Consider the following 23784-nt stretch of genomic DNA (forward strand, 5'->3'; position numbering starts at 1 on the left):
TCTAATGCGCTTTTCTGTGTCGTTCGAGTGATGGATCCTGTCCGTCCGGTCCTGCAGGGGACCTCTTTTTACGCAGTGAACACGTATGCGCATAGTATGATCGGCTGCACCAGAACTTCATTGCCCGTGAGGATGAGACCGCACTGGGGAAAAGCGTGATGATATGGTTTTGAACGCCGTATCCAGCAATATGAACTACCATCAGGGCAAGAAGAAAACCGGTTTGCACGATGAGAAACGATGATGAACTGGCCTGAACATCTCGGCCTGACAATTCCGTTGGTACAGGCACCGATGGCCGGTGTCTCCACGCCGGCCCTTGCTGCTGCTGTTTCTCAGGCCGGGGCACTTGGTTCAATCGGGGTAGGGGCCGCTGGTGTTGCAGTCGCGCATAAAATGATCTGCCAGATACGCCAGCAGACGGCGGCCCCTTTCAACGTCAATCTGTTCGCGCATAAGGCACCCGAAATCGACCCGGCCCGTGACAGGGTCTGGCTAGCATGGCTGAAACCGCTTTTTGCCGAGTTCAATGCTCTCCCACCAGCCAGCCTGCATCCCATATACCGAAGCTTCAATGATGATCCGGACATGCTCGACATGCTTGTGCACATGAAGCCACCGGTCATCAGTTTCCATTTCGGGCTTCCTTTCACCGAGAAGATTACGACCCTGAAGGCGACAGGTGCCGTCTTGCTGGCAACAGTCACCAGTCTGGAGGAAGCCCGCGCTGCGGAGACCGCAGGGATGGATGCGATTGTAGCGCAAGGGATCGAGGCGGGCGGCCATCGTGGCATTTTCGATCCGGCGGGGCACGATGATGCTCTGGGAACATTTGCCCTGACCCGCCTTCTTGTGCGCAAATGCCGCATTCCGGTGATTGCCGCAGGCGGTATCATGGATGGAGCAGGCATGGCGGCTGCCCTTGCCCTGGGTGCCGTCGCCGTACAGATGGGCACGGCCTTTATTCTCTGCCCGGAGACAGATGCGGACGAAGCGTACCGAAAGGCTCTGGCAGGACCAGCCGCGTTTCATACACGCATGACCGATCTCGTTTCAGGACGGCCTGCGCGCTGTCTTTCAAACCGGTTTACGGGTCTGAGTGACAGTGCCGACATTCCACCGGTTCCCGATTACCCCATTGCCTATGATGCGGGGAAAACACTCAACAAGGTCGCCAGAAACTGTGGTGAAAGTGGTTTTGGTGCTTATTGGGCCGGACAAGGCGCCCCACTGGCTCGGGCTATGCCAGTGGGTCAACTCATAGACAAACTGAAGGAAGAACTGCATAGGGCACGTTATTTAGAGACATAATCGCTCTAAGCTGTCCGGCGTTGCCAACTTCATTCAAAACTGGACAGTATGGTTTGATACCTTGTGGTGAATGTCGAGGACGCTCTAGCGCTGTCGGAAGTCACTGATCTCTGAAATCGAATATGCCTCAGGAATTTTCTATCTCCTCCTTTTGTGTACATGATATGATGACACATAAGGAGGGGACCATGAGCGAGCATCTTTCAGATAACGCGCCATCCCCACAGAAAATCGGTGTTCGGGAGTTCCGGGGAAACCTGACAGCGTATCTGCGTCAGGTCAGACAGGGTGGCAAGATCCTCGTGACGTCTCACGATCTGGTTGTCGCTGAACTGCGTCCGTCTGCTCCTTCCTATCGTTCCCGTCGTAAGCCAGGAGCTCTTCGCGGGAGGATCAGAATGAGCGAAAGATTTTGATCAGACACCGCCGGACATTCTTGAAAGCATGGAACGCAACCTGTGAAGGTTCTGCTCGATACGCATGCGTTGCTCTGGTAGCTTTCGGACTCCGACAGGCTGGGGAGAATGCACGGGAGATCATAGCAGATCCTCATGTCTGTGCCTCTGCATCATCGTGATCCGTTTGACCATCTCCTGATGGCGCAGGCGCAAGCTGAACACGCCACATTCCTTTCGGAAGACGGACAAATGGATCATTACCCCATCAAGCGAATACGCTGTTCGTGAAACAGAAACTGCCGTCAGAATACGCCCTCATCTAAGACGAAAGACGATCAATGGTACGTTCCGAACAGCAGACATCAGTATCGACATATAGCAATCCGTAAGCGGCTGAAGAACGTCGGCGCACTTGGTAGCAAAGATAGGGCCGCGCAGGCTAAATACCTGCATCGACCCTAGCTTGGTTTTAGCCTTCGACGGTTCTAGTTTTCTCGCTGTCGAGTAACGCCATCTGTTTTGGATCGTAACGTTCTCCGGCCGCCGCCCCTTTGGGAACAGCCTGCTCGATAGCAGCCAGATCATCGGGCGTCAGCACAAGATCAAGCGCACCCAGCGCCTCGGAGAGCCGATCGCGCCTACGGGCCCCTACAAGTGGTACGATATCGTCACCCTGTGCGGCCACCCAGGCAATTGCCAACTGGGCCACGCTCGCGCCCTTGGTGGCTGCAATTTCGCGCAATGTTTCCACAAGGGCCAGATTGTGCTCGACATTGCCTTCCTGAAAGCGGGGGCTACGAACCCGAAAGTCCCCTGGCCCCTTCGCTCCTTGCCAGTGCCCGCTGATTAGACCGCGCGCGAGCACGCCATACGCCGTTATGCCGATGCCGAGTTCACGACAGGCAGGAAGAATTTTGTCCTCGATGCCACGCGAGATCAGCGAATATTCAATCTGAAGATCGCTGATCGGATGGACGGAAGCCGCGCGCCGGATGGTTTCCGGGCCAACTTCGGAAAGGCCGATGTGCCGGACATAACCAGCCTGAACCATCTCGGCAATGGCACCAATCGTCTCTTCAACCGGCACTGCCGGGTCCAGCCGTGCAGGCCGGTAGATGTCGATATGATCAAGCCCTAGCCGTTGCAGGGTATAGGCCAGGAAGTTCTTCATGGCGGCAGGCCGCGCGTCGTAGGAACCCCAGTTGCCGCCCGGATCCCGCATTGCACCAAACTTGACGCTGACAAGGAATCTGTCGCGAGGAATATCCCTGATCGCCTCACCGATCAGCATCTCGTTATGGCCCATGCCATAGAAATCGCCGGTGTCGAGAAGCGTGATCCCAGCGTCCAGCGCGGCATGGACGGTAGCGATGCTTTCTTTCCGGTCAGCCGGACCATACATGCCGGACATGCTCATACACCCAAGACCGATTTCGGATACCTCAGGGCCGCTCTTACCAAGTTGCCGCAATTTCATATTTGAGAAAAATCCCTATTTCTTGAAGCAGAACCCTATCACACAGGCGTTCGATGGAACAAACGGACACGCGATAGTCGCCTCATCTCGGAGATTTAGTATATCGCCAAGCGAACTCTTAAGCGGACGCTTGCTTGCCTTACTGATAGCAACTCACTCCCGAAACAATCCCAGCCGGTTCAAACCACGGAACACCCTCTGTCCCTGAAAACTCAGTGCGATCATAACAAAGAGGGTGACGGGACCGAGTATGCCCTGCAGCGCATGGGCTCGCGCGACAGGCAGATGTTGCGCCATCCAAAACCAGACAAAAGCCCGTACCGCAAAATAAGCGGCCCAGACCCATGTATACGCCCGGAAGAACGTCTGCAGATCATGCCGGTCTGTGGGGAAGGGTTTACCCTGCCGCTGTTCGGCAATGTCCTGCACCAGTGGTTTGCGCCCGAGTGCGCCGATGACAAACATACTCGCAATCAGCAGGTTGGCAGCAACACTCTCAAACGAAGCCCAGGCCTCTCTTCTTGTCGCGAGGTCCAGCGCGGCCAGTGCCAGAGCCAGCCCGTTGAACAGATGCCAGACCCGTGGAAAGCCCAGAGCGCCCTGCCAGCGACGTAGTCCGTCAGCCAGAACGAAAGCCAGTACCGCCATGGAGGCATAATGCTCATAGCCGAGCGCGTCACAGCCCCAGAACAGCAGCAATCCGCCGGTTTCGAGCAGAAGGGCCTTTAAAGTAGCAGCCCGGCTCATCGCAACAGCCCTCCGGTCAGAAGAACATCCGGCACAAAACTGCCATGAAAGCCGTCAGGAACCCTCTGCGGCAGGATTACGGAAGCGACCGGACCATCAGCGACATGGGCTGCATCAAAAACGGCCAGTCGCGACGAAGGAAAATCCGGTCGCCAGATCACGCTCAGAAGCCAGCCGTCATCTGATCTGGCACAGGGGTGGCGCGGTACGAAGACCGGTTCCGAGACCGACGCCTGCATTCCGAAATCGAACTGATCGACTGTTCCATCGCCTGGATTGAGCCGCGCGATGGCCTGAAAGCCCGAATGCTCCGCATAAACGCGGCTTGTGCAGTAGATCTGGTCATACCGGCTTCCCGCGAGACGATCATCTATCCTTCCGAATTCGCCACACATATCATGCAAGGGTTCGACCCGAACCGGTGCATGCCCGTTGAGCGCCACGCTCCATCTGCAGGGGCGCCCCTGTCTCTGCGTGGGCTGTTGTCCGTCCGGACCGGGAAACAGTGGCGGCGTGTCATATACGAACAGGTCGAAATAGAGGCGTTCGTGATCCTCCCATGCATTGGCAATATGAAAGGCGTAGACGGTCGGTGCCTCATACCACCGCACGGCGTCGCCAGACTCCCCACGTTCCAGCACAGCCAGATAACTGCCCAGATCAGGACGCCACGCAAACCTGAACGTGTCGACAGACTCCCTGACAAGTGGAAAGACCGGCAGGGCAATGTGTCGGGTTGTAACGGCTGCATCATGGATCATGCTGCTGAATGGCGCTTCAAAGCGTGTTTCCCAGTTCAGGTGACCCGACCTGTCCAGAGTTCCACAACGGATGGCATGTGATCCAGCTCCGTCAGCAGCATAGCCAAAAAAGACGAGTTCCCCCGTTAAAGGATCATGCTTCGGGTGCGCCGTGAAAGGACCAGGCTGGTAACACGCGCCCGAGCGTGTCAGCGTCGACGGCGTCAGGGCAACCGGTGGATGCGCTTCTTCCAGGGCCATCAGTGAGCCCGCATGGAAAACGGCATGCGTATTGGCTTTCCCGAGAGCATGCTCTGTCTGTGGCAGGACCCAACGGTTGCGGTAGGAACATCGCCCATCCGCGAACGAGACGGCATGGATCATGCCATCACCCACAAACCAGTGTCCTTCTGGCGTTCCCGGACGAGGATTGGGACCGTTACGATACAGCGTCCCTTGCAGGCCGGACGGCAATTTTCCCCGCACTGCAAGTCCACATACGTCGATTTCCTGCTCGATCGGCGCTCTGTTGGCTACCATCATCTTCTCCGGTCTTTACGACGTAAAGACTGATGGATGAAGAAAGTGCTCGTCAAGTTATTTTTACAGTGTAAATTTACGTCTGGAGGATCAGGATGAAGACGCCCACGAAAAGCAGCTATCATCATGGAGACCTGCAAAAAGCCCTGCTGTACACTGCCCGGCTCATGCTGGAAAAAGATGGCATTGCGTCCCTGAAGCTTAGGGCGATTACCCGGAATGCCGGCGTCTCCGCGACGGCCGCAACCCCGCATTTTGGCAACCTGACCGGTCTGCTGAGCGCGCTAGCCGCACAGGGTTTCGATGAGCTTTCCGAAGCCATGTCGCCCGTATATGCCAAAGAGCCCCGAGATGTCGGTCTGGCCTACGTCCGTTTTGCGATCGCCAATCCGGGGCTCTTCACACTTATGTTTCGCAGTGACGCCGTCGACTCGGATCATCCGGCCCTTGCGACAGCGTCAGCCGGAGCATTTGCCAGACTGGCGGCTCTTCCGGCATCTGATCAGCCCGGCATCTCTCCGGAAGCAGCCATGGCCTGTCTCTGGGCGAAGGTTCATGGACTGGCCGTGCTTGCGATAGACGGGTTACTTGCGGCACTGATCCGGCACAGCGGCACAGCCCTCACGATCGATCAGCTGGTTGAGGAGGCTTTTCGTTGACATCCTGTTGGCTTCCGTAGCAGCAGAGCTTTGCTGCTGTCTTCACGTGACGTCATTGGGTGCCTTAACTGAACTTACTGATCAACCAGCTGAAAAACGTGGCGTGCCAGAGCGTCTGGGCGCCGAGCTGGCAGTGTTCCGCCCCACCGGAGAGGGTGGCGAAGGTGACCGTTTCGACGGATCGTGCGGTGGTGCAGGCCTTTGCAAAATCATCAGCCTGAGAGACAGGGACGAAGTGGTCATGTTCGCCAACGAGGATCAGGACGTCAGCAGTGATTTTTCTGGCCACGTCTTTGAGTGTATAAGGTCTTATGGCTTTGAATAGCCCCTAGATTTCTGGACGCCTTGAGCATTCAAAATCTGCTGTTGTTCGAACTGCACGGGTGACAGCATCCTGTTCCTGACATGCTTGCGTACCGGATTATAGAACATTTCTATGGTGTTAGGCACGTCCTGCCGGGCTCCCTGGCGCGTTTTACAGGTTCGACGCCGGATGCGCTCGCATCTGAGCGATGAGAAAAAACTTTCCGCCACAGTATTGTCGTGACAATTACCGCGGCGGCTCATCGAATGTTCCAGATTGTGAGCCCGTATGAAGGCAATCCAGTCCATGCTGGTAAACTGACTGCCCTGATCCGGGTGGATCAGCACCCGGCTTTTGGGCTTTCGTCGCCTGATGGCCATATGGAGCGCCTGCAGCACCACATCCGTGGTCTGGCGGCTCTGCATCGACCAGCCCACGACACGACGCGAATAGAGGTCGAGCACGACTGCCAGGTAGGCAAACCCTTTCATGGTGCGGATATAAGTGATGTCTGTGACCCATACCCTGTCGGGCGCCTCGACATCAAACTGCCGGGCCAGCGTGTTGTCGATTACGGGGGATGGCCTGCCACTATGGCTACCTGGCCGTCGCCTGTAGCCAATCTGCGCTTTGATGCCCGCCAGTTTTGTCAGGCGTGCCACGCGGTTCGGACAGCAGGTCTCGCCCTGATCGAGCAGATCATCGTGCAGCTTACGGTAGCCATAAACCCTGCCACTGTCGCTCCAGGCCTGACGGATCAACTTGGTCTGAATTGCCCCGGGTTTTGTGGAGACAGCAAGACCCGAGAGGTAAGAAGAATTCATGAGTAACAAATCGAAGCGTTTTCCGCCTGAATTTCGTGAACGTGCAGCCTGCATGGTTCTGGAGGAAGAGAAGAACCATCCTTCGCGGTGGTCTGCGGTGATGATGATCGCCCCAAAGCTGGATATTCACCCTGACACGCTGTCAAAATGGACCCGTCTGCATGAGCGGGCCAATGCGCCTGCGGTGAGTGAGTTGCCTGATCGGGAGAAGATCAGGCAACTGGAGCGAGAGAACCGCGAATTGCGGCAGGCCAATGAAATCCTGCGTAAGGCTTCTGCGTATTTTGCCCAGGCGGAACTCGACCGCCGGTTCAGGCCATGACGCGCTTCATTGAGGAGCACCGGCAGACATATGGTGTCGGGTCAATCTGCAAGATCCTGCCGATTGCACCATCTGTCTATTATGCAACCGTTGCCAGGCAGAAAAATTCCTGTGTGCGCAGCCAGAAAGACAAAGAGTTGTGCAATGAAATCCGTAGAGTATGGAACGATAATTTTTGTGTCTATGGAGCGCGCAAGGTCTGGCATCAGCTCAGACGCGAAGGCAGGACTATCGCCCGCTGCACGGTAGAGCGGCTGATGCGCCAGATGGGACTTGAAGGCGTCATTCGTGGCAAGGGGATCAGAACCACACGGCCTGATCCGCAACGTCCGTGTCCGCAGGATCTGGTGCAACGCCAGTTTCATGCTCCAGCCCCCAACAGGCTCTGGGTTTCGGATTTTACTTACGTTTCCACATGGCAGGGCTTTGTTTATGTGGCCTTCATCATTGATGTGTTTGCCCGCGTGATTGTGGGCTGGCGCGTCTCGTCCACTGCCCATACCGACTTCGTACTGGATGCCCTGGAGCAGGCTCTGTGCCAGAGGCAGCCTGAGGGAAAAGTGACCCATCATTCGGACCGCGGCTGTCAGTATGTGTCCATTCGCTACACGCAAAGACTGGCTGAAGCGGGTCTCGTTGCTTCTGTCGGAAGCGTTGGTGATTCCTATGATAACGCTCTGGCTGAGACCATAAATGGTCTCTACAAAACTGAACTCATCTATCGGCAGGGGCCATGGAAAAACAGGGAAGCGGTTGAACTGGCAACACTTAAATGGGTCGACTGGTTCAACAATCGACGGATCCTGTCCTCCATTGGAAACATCCCCCCAGCAGAAGCTGAGGCTCGCTTTTATGCACAACAGAAATCACATGCATTAGCTGCGTAGTTCAGATAAAAACGTCTCCACAAAACCCGGGGCAATTCAGTCTGTCGGATATCCTCGCAAGCCCGTCGGCTCAACGGCTCCTTCCGCCAGGCATAGTAGCCACTGGGTTGCACGGCCAGACAGCGGCACATCGCCCGAACTCCAAAATGATCGCGATGCTCGGCAATGAAGGCGTATCTCACTTTGCATCCCTGGCGAAATACGCGGTGGCTTTTTTTAAGATGTCGCGCTCCTCGGTGACCCGGGCCAGTTCGCGTTTCAACTGCCGGATCTCGGAATCCTTGCCGGCATCGCCCGATACCACCTTCGCGAATTGCCGCTTCCACGCATACATCGAATGTGTGCTGACCCCGAGCCGCTGCGAAACTTCCGCTACTGGATATCCCCGCCCGGTAATCTGCGCCACCGCATCACGCTTGAACTCATCACTGAAATTGGGCTTCCCCATCAACGCCTCCTGTCCTCATTTTTGGGAGCCTGGGCGTCCAGAAATCTAGGGGCTATTCAAGCCCTAGCGCCGCTCATGATCGGCAGGCTTTCCAAATATGGTGGCATTGACGCGAAAACCGTTGCGAAGGCGATTGCCAGACTTGTGGGGCAGGCAGGTGATGGATACCGGACATATGACAACGCGGACCTGCGCCGCATCGCCAGTCAGACTGCAAGCCGATGAGGGTGCCCGGTTCGGAACAGCCCGATCAGATTTCTTCAGGCTTCGATCTGGACGCCCGGATTCAGTCTGCCCCAATATAAATTAGTACAAACCGTTCAACAGACATAAAATAGGCAGGCAACAGGTTGCTTCTTATTGCCGGTTCCCGTTGAGGGAGAGACCGGGCACGCATCATTGTGCCCGATCTCGCCTGTTTCGTCAGAACGCCGCGTCGATATCGACCACGTTGATCAGCTTGTGGTTGATGAACTCCTTGATGCCAAGACCGATCAGTTCACGGCCATAGCCCGAGTTCTTGATACCACCGAACGGCAGGTCCGCCTTGGGCGACAACGGATGGTTGATAAACACCATGCCGGTGCGAATGGCGCGCGCCACCTGTACACCGCGGGCCTCATCCTGCGTAAATACGGAGCCACCCAGCCCGTAAGGGGAGTCATTGGCGATACGGATGGCGTCCGCATCATTCTTTGCACGGTAGATCTGGGTTACTGGGCCAAAGAATTCCCAGTGGCGGGCCGCATTCTTCCCATCAAGGTTGGACATCAGCAGCGGCTGGAAAAACGCGCCCTGTTCGGGCACCGGCGCGCCGATGATCTCGACCTTTGCACCCAGGTCCATCGCCCGCGTAACCTGATCGCGCAGGTCGTCCGCTGCGGCCTGTGAGGACAGGGGGGCCAGTGTGGTGGTCGGGTCCATCGGGTCACCGGCCTTCAGGGCGGCGACACCTTCCTTGTACAGGGCAAGGAACTGGTCATAAACCGCATCCGCCACGATCAGCCGCTTGGCCGAGACACAGACCTGACCGGCATTCCAGTGGCGACCGATAACCGCCCAGCGGGCCGCTTTTTCAACATCGGCGTCATCCAGAACGATGAAGGCATCCGCGCCGCCCAGTTCCATGGTCGCCTTTTTCAGCGCCTTGCCCGCAATGCCGGCAATCACGGTGCCAGCACCTTCCGAACCCGTCAGAGCGACACCGCATACGCGCGGGTCGTTCAGGATCATGGCAGTATGGGGACGTGCCGCATACAGGTTGCGGAACAGGCCCTTGGGCAGCCCCGCTTCGGCCATCAGCGTATCAAAGGCGGCAGCGCATTGCGGCAGGTTGGAGGCATGCTTGAGCAGCACGGCGTTACCAGCCGAAAGCTGCGGCGCGATAATGCGCACGACCTGATAGAAAGGAAAATTCCACGGTTCGATCGCCAGCACGATGCCCAGCGGTTCGTGAACCAGAACGGGCTTGCCTTCCGCCGGGTTGGCGACGGGGAGTATTTCCGGCTTCAGCAGTTCTTCGGCGTGGTTTGCGTAGTATTCGAAAATCTCGGCGGAAAGAATGACTTCTTTCTTTGACTCTTCGAACAGCTTGCCCATTTCCAGCGTGCCAAGGCGGGCATATTTGTCAATGTCACGGCGCAGGATGGCGGCCGCCGCGTTCATGACCTTTGCCCGGTCGGCAAAGGACGTGTCGCGCCAGCTTTCAAAAGCGGTATGCGCTTCGGCCAGTGCGGCCTGCACTTCCGCATCCGTGGCATCGGTGAAGGTGGCGACAACTTCATTGGTATAGGGATTGGTTGATGCGTAAGCCATTTTGGATATCTGTCCCTTAATATAGCCAGTTATGTCCGGGAACGGCGTGTGGCCGTATCCCGGTGGTTGTTCAGTGGAAATCAGGCAGCGGCTTCAAGTATCAGGCGGCTGACATCAAGCGTGACATCACCGTTTTCGCCCAGGTGGGTCATGCCGTGATCTTCAAGCTGACCAACCAGGTCGTTGATGCCTTCCGCCCCGATGCCGTAGGCAGACAGGCGGGTCGGCACGCCAAGGTTTTCAAAGAATTCCTCGGTCTTGCGAATGACGGCATCGATCCGCTCGTCTTCCGTGCCTTCGGTCAGGTTCCACACCCGTGCGGCGTATTGCAGCAGCTTGGCGCGCTTTTCGGCGCGGCGCACCTTCAGCAGGGCAGGGAACACCATGGCCAGCGTGCGGGCGTGGTCGATATGGTATTTCGCCGTGATTTCATGTCCGATCATGTGCGTGGTCCAGTCATGAGGCACGCCCGCGCCGATCAGGCCATTCAGCGCCAGGGTTGCAACCCACATGAGGTTGGAGCGCAGGTCATAATCTTCCGGTGTTGCGACAATACGCGGCCCGATTTCCACCAGGCTGGACAGCAGCCCCTCGGAAAAGCGGTCCTGTGCCATGCCATCGACCGGATAGGTCATGTACTGCTCCATCACATGCACGAAGGAGTCCACGACACCATTGATGACCTGCTTCATGGGCAGGCTCATGGTGCGCATGGGGTCCAGCACGGAAAAGCGCGGATAGACCAGCGGGTTGGAGAACAGCAGCTTGTCGCCCGTGGACTGGCGTGAAATCACGCTCAGGCAGTTCATTTCGGACCCGGTGGCGGGCAGGGTGACAACGGTGCCCAGCGGCAGCGCCTTTTTCGCGGCCTCGCCCTTGCTGACCAGAATGTCCCACGGCTCGCCTTCATACGGCACGGCGGCAGCCACGAACTTGGTGCCATCCATGACCGACCCGCCGCCCACGGCCAGCAGGAAATCGAGCTTTTCCGCCCGCACCATGGTCACGGCCTTCATCAGGGTTTCGTAAGTCGGGTTGGCTTCAATGCCACCAAACTCACGGAAGGTCCGGTTGCCCAGGGCCGCACGGACTTCGTTCAGCGTGCCGCTGCGCTCGGCGCTGGAACCACCATACAGCACGAGCACGCGGGCTTCGGGCGACAGTTGGTCATCAAGGCGCGCAATCATGCCTTTGCCAAACAGGACCCGCGTGGGGTTGTAGAATTCGAAATTCTGCATCTTTACACCTATTGGACCGGTCGTCTCTATTAGACCGGTCATCTATTAAAATCGCAGGACAGGCCGTTGTGGCCCGTCCGGCACGCTAGATTTCCAGAAGCCGCCTGCTTGCCTCCCAGGCATGATCAAACGGCGGAGAACTATGGGTGATTTTTACCATGAGCGTTGACCCCAGCCAGAGCTGGTAAAGGGAGGCCGCCAGCATCAGCGCGGGCTGTGTGCTGCCGATGGACCCTTCTTCCTGCCCGCTGGCAATGACGGTGCTGATCCGGTCAATGACCGTGCGGGTACCGACATCGAGAATGGCGCGCATCCGTTCGGACAGGTCCGAGACTTCCGCTGCAAGCTTTACGATGAGGCATTTGTTGCCAATCTGCCCTTCGATATGGGTATCGCGCCAGAACTGGCAGTAGCGGGTAATCCGCTGTGCGGCGTTCTCATCATCGTTTCCCAGGATGTCATCCATCTTTATCAGGTAATCGTCGATATAGGTCTGGAGCAGGGCCTCGCCAAAGGCTTCCTTTGATTCGAAGTAATGGTAGAACGACCCCTTGGGGATGCCCGCGACATCGAGTATCTGCGCCAGACCGACGGCCGAGAAACCACGCTGGCCGATAAGCGGGCGGGCCGCTTCCAGAATGTGCTGCCGGGCAGCGCGATGTTTCTCTGCGATCTTCATGGAAGTCTATATACGGGTGACCGGTCTAGATGTCCAGACAAAAATTAGACCGGTCGTCTCTTTCTTGTTTTATGACTGAACGAGCCCGTGCGCACCGGCACATAAAACGTATTATAAAAAAGTAATTTCCGAACATGACCGACAATAAGATCGATATAGTTCTCTAAAATGGTCGCATCGCAATCCAGGGAATATACTATTTTAAATGAAAATCATTTTCATTGGGCGGATTTTTTAAAAATCTGCCCTTATCTTCCTAATATTCAGGTTCACGTCAGGTTTCTCTGGTATCAGCGTCAAGTCATTATCATGATGGCGTAGGTTTATATATCATGGGGGAATAAACATATAGGTCATGCAAAGAAGACCGTTAAGCTGTCTGTATGCAGCCTGCATTGATTGTCTGCATGTCCAGATCGTCCGGGCAAAAAAAGCGGAACAGACGACATATGTATGACCCTGACGCAGGCCATCCGCCCGCAGGTGGGTGGCATGTGCATGATGACCATGCCCATAGCCTGCGCTGTGCAACGCCATGCCGCCACGCATGGCGTGCTCGTCTGACGTGGCGAAACAGCGTGTCTTTGACATGATTTCTGACCCGTTTCCCTGCCCGCGCATTCAAGTGGCGAGCCTCATCTGCCATGGGGGGCGCAGGACAATGTCTTCCCATCGGTTTTCACAGAGGCCTTATTATAATGCGGGACCGCATGACGTAGTCCCTGCTTTCGGTCAGGTCCGACATCAACATCATGATGGCGCGCCTGTCATTCCATGATGGACCGAAGCATGAACCGCACCATGCGCCCGCTTCTGTCCATCGCCATAGCCTGCGCCGTGGCGTGGGGTCAGCCCGCGCGGGCGCAGATGTCGCAGTCCGGCCCGTCATTCCATGAAGCGGTCGGCATGGCCTGGGCCATTGATCCCGTCCGCACCGAACTGCAGGTCGGCCACCATTCCGCCCGTGCCCGCGCCAGCGCGGCGGGGTCATGGTTTGCCGGTGGTCCAACCCTGTCGGGTGAATATATGGATGACCACATGCTGGGCAGTAACGAAGGCTATACAACCTATCAGGGTGGGGTGTCCGTGCCGCTGTGGCTGCCGGGACAGGGCAGCGCCACGCAACAGGTCGCCAGCGCGGAAGCCGCGTCGATTGATGAACAGCTCAATGTCGAACACATGGCGCTGTCCATCCGGGTGCTCGACGCTGGCGCCGCCGCCCTGATCGCGCGCAGCCGGGTGGATGTGGCCCGCACCCTGTATGATGCGACCGCGCGCATGGCTACAAGCGCCACGCACGCGGTGCATGGGGGCGAACTGGCCGCGACCGACGGGCAGATGGCGCAGGCAGCGATGGAAAATGCCCGCAACGAACTGGCCCTGGCGCAGGAGGAGGCCGAAAACGCGACCGCTGCGCTGGAAGTCCTCCTCGGTCGCCCGGTCGTGCCGGATCTCGCGCGTTACGGCGAAGGCGACGTCACCCACGCCCGCTTCATCGCCCCGCGCGACATGGAAGACAATGATCCCCGCATCAGGGTGGCGCACCGCAATGTTGAAGCTGCCGAGGCCAACATGAAGCTGGCGCGCCGTTCCTTCATGCCCAACCCGGAAATTGGCGTGGATGCCATCCATGAAAAGCAGTACGGCAGCCCGTGGGATGACCGCGTGGGGCTGAATTTCAGCATTCCCCTGCCCAGCGAGGTCCGCAATACCCCCATTATGTCCGAAGCACATAACCGGCTGGCTACGGCCACCAGCCAGGAGACACAGGCACGACGCATGGTGCACCTGGAACTGCTACGCGTGCGCGAACGCCTGATTACAGCCACCACGGCACGGCAGGCCACCCGCAGCGCCGCTGAAAGCATGGAGAAGCGCGCCGTGGCACAGGAACGCGCCTGGCGGGCAGGCGAAGCCAGCCTGGACACGGCACTTGCCGCCCGGCAGGCGGCAGCCAATACCCGACTGGCCAGCGCGCGGGCGGAGGTGGAGTGGCATGTGGCCAGCATCCGCATGCTGGTCGCGACAGGCATCGTGCCATGAAGCCCGTTACCCTCGCCCTGCTGCTGCTCATGCCCGGTTGCCTTGCGGCCCGGGCGGAGGAAGCCACGCTGCCGCCCGTGGTCAAGCTGGATGCGGCGGCACTCACCAATGAAGGCATCAGCGTGGTCACGGCCACGCCCGGCACGGTTGCGCCCGTGCTGCCGGTCATGAGCCGGGTCACGGCCGATACGACACGGGTCGTGCATATCCATCCCGCAGGCAGCGGCAAGGTGCTGGCGGTGCTGGTGCAGCCGGGCGCGCATGCGGCGCGCGGGCAGGCGCTGGTGCGCTATCAGGACCATTCCCTGCATGTCGCGCGCCTGCAGGCAGCCCAGATGCGCGCCGCACTCACGGCGGCCATCGCGGCCCGTGCGGATGCCGCCGGTGCCGTGCAGCGGGCGAAAGCGCTGGCGGGCGAGAGCATCTCCATGGCCGAACTGCGCCGCAGGCAGGACGTGCTGGCGCAGGCAGACGCCACCCTGCGCGCCCGGCAGGCGGATGTGGACACGCTGGGCCACCGCTTTGCCGAGGAGTTCAATTCATCATCGGAACAGGACAGCAAGGGTGTGGAGGATGAGACCTCAACCCTGATTTCCCCGCTCGATGGCACGGTACAGGCGATCAATACATCGGTGGCCGGCGACGTGGACCCGACCGTGGATGTGGCGACCGTGGCCGACCTGTCCGGCATATGGCTTGTCTCCGACATCCCGCCCGACCAGGCGGCGCGGATCGGATCAGGCGGCCAGCAGGTGACACAAGCGCCCGGTGGCCCGCTCATCTCACGTATCGATACGGTGGATGGCATGGCCAGCCCGCTGACCGGGCTGGTCCGGGTCATCAGCGCCGTGGCCAACCCTGGCGGCGCCCTGGTGCCCGGCATGGTAATGGATGCCACGTTGGCGCAGCGCGACAGCATGGCGGGCATTGTCGTGCCATCCGAAGCCCTGCAGCATATTGACGGGCGCAGTGCCGTGTTCGTGCGGGTGAGCGAAACCGATTACCGGCCCGTCGTGGTCGATGTGGCGCTTGATGACGGGGTGCGGGCGGTCATCCGTTCCGGGCTGGAAGGCGGCGAGCCGGTCGTATCCCATGGCAGCTTCGCCCTGCGTTCGGTCATCGGCCTTGCCGGGATGGATGCGGACTGATGGCGCACAGATACCTCGAGGCCCTGCTGCGCGGGCGCATGCTGGTTCTGGGCGGCCTTGGCCTGCTGCTGGCGGCAGGCATCATGGTGGTGCTTGGCCTGCCGGTGGAGGCGGTGCCCGATATCTCGCCCAGGCAGGTGCTCGTCTCGGTCGTTGCCCCCGGTCTTGCGACGGAAGAGGTGGAAAAGCTCATCACCTTCCCGCTTGAGGCCAGCATGACTGGCATTCCCGGCATGACCGACCTGCGCTCCGTCTCCCGTGGCGGGGTGTCGGTGGTGTATGTGCAGTTTGCCGACGGGACCGACATCAACCTGGACCGCACCCGCGTCAATGAACGTATAGAGCAGGCCCGCGCCAGCATATCCGTGCCCGGCATTACGGTCAGCATGGGGCCGCTGGCCACTGGCATGGGCGAGATCATGCAGTTCCAGATCCGTGGCGCCGGGCGCTCGCTCATGGACCTTAACCGCATCATGAACTGGACCGTGGTGCCGCAGATGCGCCTCGTGCCCGGCGTGGTGGATGTCAACGTCAATGGCGGGGCGGAAGAAACCTACGAGGTGACGCTGGACCCTGCGCGGCTGATTGGCAGCAACCTGTCGGTGGGCGAGGTCTATCGCGCGGTTGATGCCAGCAATGCGGCATCGGGCGGCGGGTGGATCACCCATCATGCCGAACAGCAGAGCGTGGTCGGGCGCGGGCTGGTGGGCAGCCTGGCGGATTTTGGCAATATCGCCGTGCGCACCAACCCCGATGGCTCCGCCGTGCGGCTGCGCGACCTCGGGCGCATCACCACCGGCGCGCGCACCCGGCTGGGGGCCGTGACCCGTGATGGGCAGGGCGAGATCGTGATCGGCGTGGTGATGATGGAAAGCGGGGCGAGTTCCAACGCCACCCTTGCCGCGATAGACCGCGCCCTGCCGGGCATAAGGCAGGCGCTGCCCGCCGGGGTTACGATCGAACCCTATTACACCCGCGCCACCCTGACCGGGCAGACCATCGCCACCGTGCGTGACAATCTGGTTATGGGCGCGGTGCTGGTGGCAGGCGTGCTGGTGGTGGTGATCGGCCACTGGCAGGCGGCGCTGGTCATCGCCTCGGTCATTCCGGTGGCCCTTGTCTGCGCCATGGCGGGGATGCGACAGTTCGGCATTTCCGCCAACCTGCTCAGCCTTGGCGCGATCGATTTCGGCATGATCGTCGATGGCTCGCTGGTGGTGATCGAGCATGTGCTCTCCCGGCGCGAGGAAGAGCCGGAGATGGAATTCATGCCGCTGGTGATCTCCTCGGTGCAGGAGGTCATGCGCCCGGTGGGGTTCGCCATACTGGTCATCATCATGGTCTATCTGCCCATCCTCACCCTGCAGGGGATCGAGGGGCACATGTTCCGCCCCATGGCGCAGACGGTCATCATGGCGTTGCTGGCGTCGCTTGCGTACTGCTTCATCTGCATCCCCGTGCTGGCCAGCCTAGCGCTGGGGGGCGTGCGGCCTGCGGGCGATACGCGGCTGATCGCCTTCATGCGCCGGCCCTATACGCGCATGGTGACATGGGGCGAGGGGCATCCGCGCATCCTGTTTGGCGGTACGATCGCGGTGCTGGTCCTCTCGGCGGGGCTGGCCACGCGGCTGGGCGGCGAGTTCATTCCCCAGCTTGACGAGGGCGCGCTGGCGGTCACCACCACGCGGCTCCCTTCGGCCTCGCTTGACACCGTTCTGGCCTCGGTCACGAAGCAGGAGCAGATCCTGCGCCGCTTCCCCGAAGTGCGCTCCGTGGTCAGCAATACCGGCACATCGGCCATTCCCACCGACCCGATGGGCATGAACGAGACCGACAGCTTCATTTTCCTCAACCCGCCCTCCACATGGAAAACCGCCCGCACGCAGGCCGGGCTTGTCGCCGCGATGGACGACACGTTGCGGCGCGAACTGCCCGATGCGCTGTATTCATGGAGCCAGCCGGTGCAGATGCGCATGGATGACCTGCTCTCTGGCGTGCGCACGCAGATTGCCGTCTCGATCTTTGGCGATGACCTGACCACGCTGGCCGAACTGGGCGACCGGGTCGTGGCCGCCATGTCAGGCGTGAAGGGTGCGGCGGACGTGTCGGCGGCGGGCGATGGCACCGTGCCGCTGATCGTGGCTGACATCGACCGCACGCAGGCGGCAAGCCGCAACGTGGCGGTGCAGGACATTCTGGATACGGTGGAGGCGATTGGCGGGCATATCGGCGCCCGGCCGGTCATTGTCGATAACGCCATCATCAGCACGCAGGTGCGTCTTGACCTGCGCATTGCCGGTTCGACTGCCGCGATCGGTGCGCTGCAGGTCCGGCGCATGGACGGGCAGGGCAGCGTCATGCTCTCACAGGTGGCGCATGTGCATGAAGTCGATGGGCCGCCGCGCATAAGCCGCGACCGGGTGCGCCGCCGCATGGTGGTGCAGGCCAACGTGCGCGGGCGGGATCTGGCATCCTACGTGGCCGAGGCGCAGGCCCGCGTAGCGCGCGACGTAAAACTGCCCGCAGGTTATGCCATGCAGTGGGACGGGCAGTTCCGTAACCTGCAATCCGCCATGCAGCGGCTGGAAATCGTGCTGCCCATTGCGCTTGGCCTGATCTTTGCGCTGCTGGTGGTGGCGTTCGGGGCCATACGGCCAGCGCTGCTGGTCTTCATCAACCTGCCGGTGGCGGCGACCGGCGGCATCGTGGCGCTGACGCTGCGCGGCCTGCCGTTCAGCATTTCAGCAGGGATCGGCTTCATCGCGCTGTTTGGGGTTGCGATCCTCAACGGCGTGGTACTGCTCAGCGAGATCGCGGCCCTGAGGGCACGCGGCATGGCGGTGGCGCAGGCGGCCTTTGCGGCGGCCGAATCCCGCTTCCGCCCGGTCATGGCCACGGCCCTTGTGGCCAGCCTCGGGTTTTTTCCCATGGCGTTTTCCGATAGCGCCGGGGCGGAGGTGGAACGCCCGCTGGCCAGCGTGGTGATTGGCGGGCTGGTCACCTCCACGCTGCTGACCCTGCTGGTGCTGCCATCGCTTTATGCCCGCGTCATGCGCGAGAAAGGGCAGGACTGATGCGTATCCTTATTGTGGAAGATGAACATGACCTTGGGGCGGCCGTGCAGGAACGCGTGCGGCTGGACGGGCATGCCGTGGACCGGTTCACGACACTCGAAGACGCACGCGCGGCCATGGCCACCGTGGAATACGACTTCATGCTGCTCGACCTTGGCCTGCCGGATGGCAACGGGCGCGACCTGCTGCGCGAGATCCGCCGGACATCATCGAATATCGCCATCCTCATCACCACGGCGGAGGACCAGATCAGCGACCGCATTGCAGGGCTGAGCGAGGGGGCGGACGACTATATCGTCAAGCCCTATGACTTGAACGAGCTCGTGGCCCGCATCGCCGCCGTGGGCCGCCGGTATGCATCACCGCGCAGGCAGGCGCGCTGCCGCGTGGGCGACATCACGATAGACCGGGAAAACCGTTCGGTGTCGCGTGGCGGCGGGCGGCTGGATCTGACCGCGCGGGAATGGGCGATCATGGAACTGCTGTCGCGCAGTCCGGGCCGGATCTATTCGCGCCAGCAGATTGATACCGCGCTGTACGCGCTGGACCGGGACGTGGACAGCAACACGGTGGAGGTATTCATAAGCCGCCTGCGCAAGAAGGTGGGCAATGCCGTCATCCGGACCGTGCGCGGGCGCGGATACTGCCTGGCGGACGGAATGGCGGAATGAAAAGCTGGAGCCTGTCTACACGCATCATCAGCAGTGTACTCATGGTCGTCATACTGGGGCTGCTTGTCCTCAGCTTCGCCGTGGGCGGATTTACCCGTTACGAGGTGACGGAACGGCTGGACAATTCCCTGCAGGAGGTTTCCGAGCGCCTGCAGACGGCGGTGGCGACGCGACTGCACGATTCCGGCGCGGCGCCATCCATCGCCTGGCTGCCGGAGGTCGGGCCGCGCACATTGGCCTATCAGATCGTGGACGTGACCGGGCATGTCGTGCTGCGTTCCCAGAATGCCCCGCAGGATGCATTCGAGCGCGCGTGGCGGACCGGGTTTGCCAATGTTCCGCATTTTCGCGTTTATGTCGCGTCACCCGTGGCGGAGAAATACCGTGTCCTTGTGGGGGAACCGACCTTCCACCGGCGCGAGGCCGTCCGGCGCGCGATGCTGATCTCTGTCGTGCCCATGCTGCTTTTCCTGCCGGTGATCTGGTTGCTGGTGCGCCTGATCGTGCGGCGCGCCCTGCGCCCGCTGGACCGCCTGCATGACGAGATGCGCGCACGTGGCAGCGGCAACCTCCAGCCCATTCCGCCCCTTGACCTGCCTGATGAACTGATTTCCATCCAGCGCGCGATCAATACGTTGCTGGCGCGACTGGAGGCGGCGCTTTCTACCGAGCGGGCTTTTGCCGCCAGCGCCGCGCATGAACTGCGCAACCCGCTGGCCGCGCTGCTGGCACAGGTGCAGATGCTGGGCCGGATGGTGCCCGCAGGATCGGATGCGTACAGGCGGGTGGACATCATTGGCGACCGGACCCGCCGCTTGGGGCGCACGGTGGAAAAGCTGCTGCAGTTTTCACGCGCCTCGTCCGGTGTCGCCTTCCGGCGTGACCGTTTTGACCTGCTGACCGTTGTGCATGTGCTGGTCGATGACCTTGGCCATAACCCGCATGATGGCCGGAGTATCGGCCTGACACCCAATGGTGTTGACCATATATTCGTGCATGGCGACATGGACGCTACCGGCATCATGCTGCGCAACCTGCTTGAGAACGCCCTGCTGCATGGGAGGGACAGCGCACCCGTGCGGGTGGCTGTCCTGCCTGGTGGTGGCATTGACATCACCAATGACTGCCCCGCGCTGCCACCGGACGTGCTGGCGCGCCTGACCAGCCCGTTCGTGCGCGGCGGCAGCGGGGCACGTGGCAGCGGCCTTGGCCTGGCCATCGCCAGCAATATCGCAGCCCAGATGGACGTGACCCTGCGCCTGCGCTCCCCGCTGCCCGGGTCGGCGCGGGGATTTGGCGTATGCCTTACCTTTCCCGCTGCCGAGGTTGCATGATGATCCTGTGGCGATGGGAACGGATATGCCGGGCGCATCCTGTTCACGCGCGCCACGTCCCTGTTCAACAGCCTTGTGGAAAGCTGTTTGCCTTGAATAGCATGTTTCTGAAGCCTGTCGCGGCCGCAGATGTATTCTGGCTGATGTCTGCCGGCTGCGCCATGTGACGGCAAAGGCCATGGATGGAGCATACACGATCTTGCCGCAGGGGCCGGGACAGCGCTGGTGGCGGCATCGCCTGATGCGCACGGTTCCATGGCATCTGGCGCGGGTTCTTGATGATGTCCGCCCGCGGTATCCCGCCTTCAGGCTGCACGACCATCCATGGCGTGACTTGGGTCTGATAGGTCAGTTCCAGATGATATTCGGTGCCCTGCATGGGCAGATCCGCGCACCTGTCTGCTTGGGCAAGGCGGGAACTGGCCGCCCCTAGGTTCAGGACGCATAGCCAGAACATGACGGTTGTGGCGAGGCAGATGGTTGGGAAGAATACGGACGGGCATCTGTCGTAGCGGCTTGCAACCCGCCGCCAGTCCTTGAACCTTCCGAACATGATCTGGATGTAATTGCGGTGTTTATATTTTCTCTATACCTGCGATCTCGTAGCATCCATTGTGCTGCAGGAAGACTGTCCAGCAGGGTAGCAGCACCAGTATAACTGGATCAGATTTCCGTAGTCGAATCAATGGATACTGAGACCAAACCAAAGAAACGTAGTGTCTTTATATATTACCCATGTTGTATCTTTTGAATACGGTTTTTTGGATCAGAGATCAGCACTGATCGAAAACTTGAAGGTCTCCGGGTCACCCATGACCAGGTCACTCTGGTAAACCGATGCCCAGTAGCGCTGGTTGCCAATGTTATCGACCTCGAAGCGCGCGGTCAGCGGTTTTTTTGCCGCAAGGAAGGTATAGCGCGCGCCAAGATCGAAACGTGACCACGCAGGCAGGTGCGCCGTGTTCATGCTGTTGAACTGCTGCTTGCCGGTACTGATGACACGGCCGACCAGCGTCAGCCCCTTCACGAACGGCACGTCATATTCAAGGTTGCCGTTGATGGTATAGTTCGGCACGCCGATCACGGTTTTGCCGTCATATGTGCCGCCTGCCGTATGCATCTGCTTCGCATCGATCAGCGTCAGCCCGCCATTGAAGCGCAGGCCGCGCAGGATCTCGCCATTGAAGGTCAGTTCCATGCCCCGGTTCCGCTGCCGGCCGTCCTGCGTGTAAATTTCCTGCCCGGTATTGCCATAGGCTTCGGTCATGCCCTGCGGCATGGCGGTCTGGAAAAACGCGACACCGGCGGCAAAGCGGCCCACGTCATATTTGGCGCCCACCTCGTACTGTGTGCTCTGGTACGGGGCGAAGACCTGCCCGGCATTAACGTAGGTTGCCCCCACCGTCTGCCCCGCCGACAGGCCCTGAATACGGTTGAAATACAAGGCTGCATGTTTGACCGGATGAATGACAAGGCCGATGACGGGCGAGAACGCCGCCGCATCGTAATGGCTGCTCAACGTGCCGGTGCCATAGGCAAAGGAATCCGACAGGATATCCTGGTACCGGAAGCCGCCCGTGAGCGCGATGCGGTCATGCCAGAAGGTCATCGTATCCGACAGGAAGAGACTGTACAGCTTGTTCCATGCCACCCGGCCAGGGTCATTCATGTTCCCCCGGGCATAGGTTTCCGCAGGAGTGAACTGCGTGGGGCTGTAGATGTTGCCTGCCTGGGATGTCAGGCTCATGGCGTAGGCGGCGTCCGATTCCTCCCATATCGCGGAGCCGCCCGCGTTGATTTCATGCCTGATGGGACCGGTGGTGACATGCGCATGGATACCGGCCTGCGTGGCCTCGTTCATGACGTTGTACGCATCCGCCATGGCGCCGACATTGCCTGCCCCGGTTACGGAATCCGTCAACGTGGTGGTGGCGTAATTACCCATCTCATTACCGCCCTGCGCGCCGAATTTGCCATATGCGGTAATGTGGCTGCCAAAATCATGTTCGATGTTCAGTGTGCCGAACAGGTAGCTCAGGTCGCTATAGGCCCAGCGCTGGCCCCAGTTTGCGGAAGGAGAGGTGGCCTTCGGCGCAGGCATGCCGGTTGCCAGGCTGGAGACGATGATGGCACTACGCCCACCAAAGACCTGCTGTTTCTGGTAATTCATGTTCATGTCGATGCGCGTGTTGTCGTTATGCCAGTCAAAGGCCACGCCAAGGGCCACGTCGTCGCGCCGCTCGCCCCTGATCGCCGTCTCCCCATCCATGCCGGCAGCATTGAAGCGGAGACCGAAGGCATGGTCGTGGCCAAACCGGCGGCTTACATCAAATGCGCCACCACCCTGACCGCTGCTGGTGTAATCGCCGGTAATGCGCGTGATATCCGTCGCTGCCGCACGCTTGGGGATCAGGTTGACATTGCCGCCAACGGCCGACCCGCCGGGGGCCGCGCCATTGAGGAAGGCACTGGCGCCGTTGAGCACCTGTACTGAATCATAAAGCTGGGGCGAGACAAGCTGGCGTGGGGTCACGCCATACAGGCCGTCAATGGCTACGTCATCGCCATACAGCGTGAACCCGCGGATCTGGAACAGTTGCGCGTAATTGCCATACCCCATGGTGGTGCGCACGGTGGGATCGTTCAGCAGCACATCGCCCAGTGTCTGTGACTGCTGGTTCAGGATCAGGCTGGAATTGTAGCTGCGGATGTTGAAGGGCACGTCGAGGCCCTTCTTCTTTCCAAGTGCGCCCAGATCCCCCCCGCTGCTGACATACATGCGGTTCTGGCGGGCCGCTGTGACGACGATGTCCTCGTGCTGGCCGGGCGCGGCGTCAGGCGTGTCTTTGGCGTTCGCATCCGCGCCCTTTGCCACAACATTGCCAGGTGATGCATCGGCGGGAGAAGAAGACCGGGCTTTTTTATGCACGGGATCAGACGCGTCTGTGGCAGCGGTCGCTGCCACCCGACCATCAACGCCGAGCAGCAGGCTGGATGCGAGGACGGTGGTCAGGCAAAGCGCACGAGGATTCATTATCAAAGCTCATAGAATGATGTGTCCGTCCCTTATTTCGCAATTGATAGTAATTTGCAATAGCAGGTGAGCAGCCATGCCGGTTCATGTG

At 60.0% G+C, this 23784-nt stretch carries 16 protein-coding genes, 6 pseudogenes and 1 other annotated feature; of the genes and pseudogenes, 10 read left to right on the forward strand and 12 right to left on the reverse strand.

What is annotated here, in order from left to right:
• Positions 1 to 240 precede the first annotated feature (240 nt).
• From QEG70_RS00230 to QEG70_RS00240, 3 genes and pseudogenes are all read left to right on the forward strand, one after another.
• Entirely contained in the window at positions 241 to 1311 is a 1071-nt protein-coding gene (locus QEG70_RS00230; protein ID WP_308718793.1) for an NAD(P)H-dependent flavin oxidoreductase, read from the forward strand.
• Positions 1312 to 1433: 122 nt separating this feature from the next.
• Positions 1434 to 1773 (forward strand): annotated as a pseudogene (locus tag QEG70_RS00235) (type II toxin-antitoxin system Phd/YefM family antitoxin).
• A gap of 80 nt (positions 1774 to 1853) precedes the next feature.
• Positions 1854 to 1997: pseudogene (locus QEG70_RS00240) on the forward strand (type II toxin-antitoxin system VapC family toxin); the annotation flags it as partial.
• A 181-nt stretch (positions 1998 to 2178) separates the two neighbouring features.
• On the opposite strand, the gene QEG70_RS00245 reads toward QEG70_RS00240, so the two are convergent.
• The 3 genes from QEG70_RS00245 to QEG70_RS00255 all read right to left on the reverse strand — a co-directional run bounded on the left by QEG70_RS00245 (position 2179) and on the right by QEG70_RS00255 (position 5216).
• Positions 2179 to 3186 carry an aldo/keto reductase gene (locus QEG70_RS00245; protein WP_308718794.1) on the reverse strand — a complete coding sequence of 336 codons (1008 nt, stop codon included), beginning with the start codon at positions 3184 to 3186 and terminating at the stop codon, positions 2179 to 2181.
• Between the two features lie 153 nt (positions 3187 to 3339).
• A complete protein-coding gene (locus QEG70_RS00250) occupies positions 3340 to 3933 on the reverse strand; it encodes a DUF3159 domain-containing protein (protein WP_308718795.1) in 594 nt (197 codons plus the stop codon).
• Complete coding sequence (locus tag QEG70_RS00255) at positions 3930 to 5216, reverse strand: carotenoid oxygenase family protein (RefSeq protein ID WP_308718796.1); 1287 nt, start codon at positions 5214 to 5216, stop codon at positions 3930 to 3932. Before QEG70_RS00255 ends, QEG70_RS00250 begins: the two co-directional genes overlap by 4 nt.
• 92 nt (positions 5217 to 5308) lie before the next feature.
• Here QEG70_RS00255 and QEG70_RS00260 point away from each other — a divergent pair, with 92 nt between their 5' ends.
• Entirely contained in the window at positions 5309 to 5872 is a 564-nt protein-coding gene (locus QEG70_RS00260) for a TetR/AcrR family transcriptional regulator (RefSeq protein WP_308718797.1), read from the forward strand.
• Between the two features lie 64 nt (positions 5873 to 5936).
• Here the strand turns inward: QEG70_RS00260 and QEG70_RS00265 are convergent, their stop codons facing one another.
• Both QEG70_RS00265 and QEG70_RS00270 read right to left on the reverse strand, forming a co-directional pair.
• Positions 5937 to 6161 carry an alpha/beta hydrolase family protein gene (locus tag QEG70_RS00265; protein WP_308718798.1) on the reverse strand — a complete coding sequence of 75 codons (225 nt, stop codon included), beginning with the start codon at positions 6159 to 6161 and terminating at the stop codon, positions 5937 to 5939.
• A 20-nt stretch (positions 6162 to 6181) separates the two neighbouring features.
• Positions 6182 to 6952: pseudogene (locus QEG70_RS00270) on the reverse strand (IS3 family transposase); the annotation flags it as partial.
• 46 nt (positions 6953 to 6998) lie between these two features.
• Here QEG70_RS00270 and QEG70_RS00275 point away from each other — a divergent pair.
• A protein-coding gene (locus QEG70_RS00275; protein WP_308718799.1) for an IS3 family transposase occupies positions 6999 to 8209 on the forward strand; the annotation gives its coding sequence in 2 pieces (ribosomal slippage) (positions 6999 to 7284 and positions 7284 to 8209; 1212 coding nt in all).
• Positions 7277 to 7393 (forward strand) — a sequence feature (AL1L pseudoknot). It overlaps the preceding gene by 117 nt.
• 17 nt (positions 8210 to 8226) lie before the next feature.
• Here QEG70_RS00275 and QEG70_RS00280 read toward each other — a convergent pair.
• The 4 genes and pseudogenes from QEG70_RS00280 to QEG70_RS00295 form a co-directional block, all read right to left on the reverse strand.
• Positions 8227 to 8657: pseudogene (locus QEG70_RS00280) on the reverse strand (transposase); the annotation flags it as partial.
• A 423-nt stretch (positions 8658 to 9080) separates the two neighbouring features.
• Positions 9081 to 10472, reverse strand: coding sequence for an NAD-dependent succinate-semialdehyde dehydrogenase (locus QEG70_RS00285; RefSeq protein ID WP_308718800.1), 1392 nt, complete (start codon positions 10470 to 10472; stop codon positions 9081 to 9083).
• Positions 10473 to 10552: 80 nt separating this feature from the next.
• Complete coding sequence (locus QEG70_RS00290; RefSeq protein ID WP_308718801.1) at positions 10553 to 11710, reverse strand: iron-containing alcohol dehydrogenase; 1158 nt, start codon at positions 11708 to 11710, stop codon at positions 10553 to 10555.
• Positions 11711 to 11795: 85 nt separating this feature from the next.
• Positions 11796 to 12389, reverse strand: a complete 594-nt coding sequence (locus tag QEG70_RS00295; RefSeq protein WP_308718802.1) for a TetR/AcrR family transcriptional regulator — start codon at positions 12387 to 12389, stop codon at positions 11796 to 11798.
• Positions 12390 to 13178: 789 nt separating this feature from the next.
• Between QEG70_RS00295 and QEG70_RS00300 the strand changes: the two genes are divergently transcribed.
• The 5 genes from QEG70_RS00300 to QEG70_RS00320 are packed head-to-tail and all read left to right on the forward strand — an operon-like array spanning position 13179 to position 20659.
• A complete protein-coding gene (locus QEG70_RS00300; protein WP_308718803.1) occupies positions 13179 to 14432 on the forward strand; it encodes a TolC family protein in 1254 nt (417 codons plus the stop codon).
• A complete protein-coding gene (locus QEG70_RS00305; protein WP_308718804.1) occupies positions 14429 to 15580 on the forward strand; it encodes an efflux RND transporter periplasmic adaptor subunit in 1152 nt (383 codons plus the stop codon). Before QEG70_RS00300 ends, QEG70_RS00305 begins: the two co-directional genes overlap by 4 nt.
• The gene (locus tag QEG70_RS00310; protein WP_308718805.1) at positions 15580 to 18654 is read left to right on the forward strand and encodes an efflux RND transporter permease subunit; all 3075 of its coding nucleotides are present in this window, start codon (positions 15580 to 15582) and stop codon (positions 18652 to 18654) included. The genes QEG70_RS00305 and QEG70_RS00310 overlap by 1 nt, the downstream gene beginning before the upstream one ends.
• Positions 18654 to 19325 (forward strand): response regulator transcription factor, encoded by a 672-nt coding sequence (locus tag QEG70_RS00315; RefSeq protein ID WP_308718806.1) that lies wholly within the window; start codon positions 18654 to 18656, stop codon positions 19323 to 19325. The genes QEG70_RS00310 and QEG70_RS00315 overlap by 1 nt, the downstream gene beginning before the upstream one ends.
• On the forward strand, positions 19322 to 20659 hold the full coding sequence (locus QEG70_RS00320) for a histidine kinase dimerization/phospho-acceptor domain-containing protein (protein ID WP_308718807.1): 1338 nt from the start codon (positions 19322 to 19324) through the stop codon (positions 20657 to 20659). Before QEG70_RS00315 ends, QEG70_RS00320 begins: the two co-directional genes overlap by 4 nt.
• A 304-nt stretch (positions 20660 to 20963) precedes the next feature.
• Here the strand turns inward: QEG70_RS00320 and QEG70_RS16955 are convergent.
• The 3 genes and pseudogenes from QEG70_RS16955 to QEG70_RS00335 form a co-directional block, all read right to left on the reverse strand.
• A pseudogene (locus QEG70_RS16955) lies at positions 20964 to 21092 on the reverse strand (carbohydrate porin); the annotation flags it as partial.
• Between the two features lie 12 nt (positions 21093 to 21104).
• Positions 21105 to 21322 (reverse strand): annotated as a pseudogene (locus tag QEG70_RS00330) (IS5/IS1182 family transposase); the annotation flags it as partial.
• Positions 21323 to 21425: 103 nt separating this feature from the next.
• The gene (locus tag QEG70_RS00335) at positions 21426 to 23693 is read right to left on the reverse strand and encodes a TonB-dependent receptor (protein WP_308718808.1); all 2268 of its coding nucleotides are present in this window, start codon (positions 23691 to 23693) and stop codon (positions 21426 to 21428) included.
• Between the last annotated feature and the right edge of the window lie 91 nt (positions 23694 to 23784).

Source organism: Komagataeibacter xylinus (assembly GCF_031081985.1).
GTDB classification, from domain to species: domain Bacteria; phylum Pseudomonadota; class Alphaproteobacteria; order Acetobacterales; family Acetobacteraceae; genus Komagataeibacter; species Komagataeibacter xylinus_E.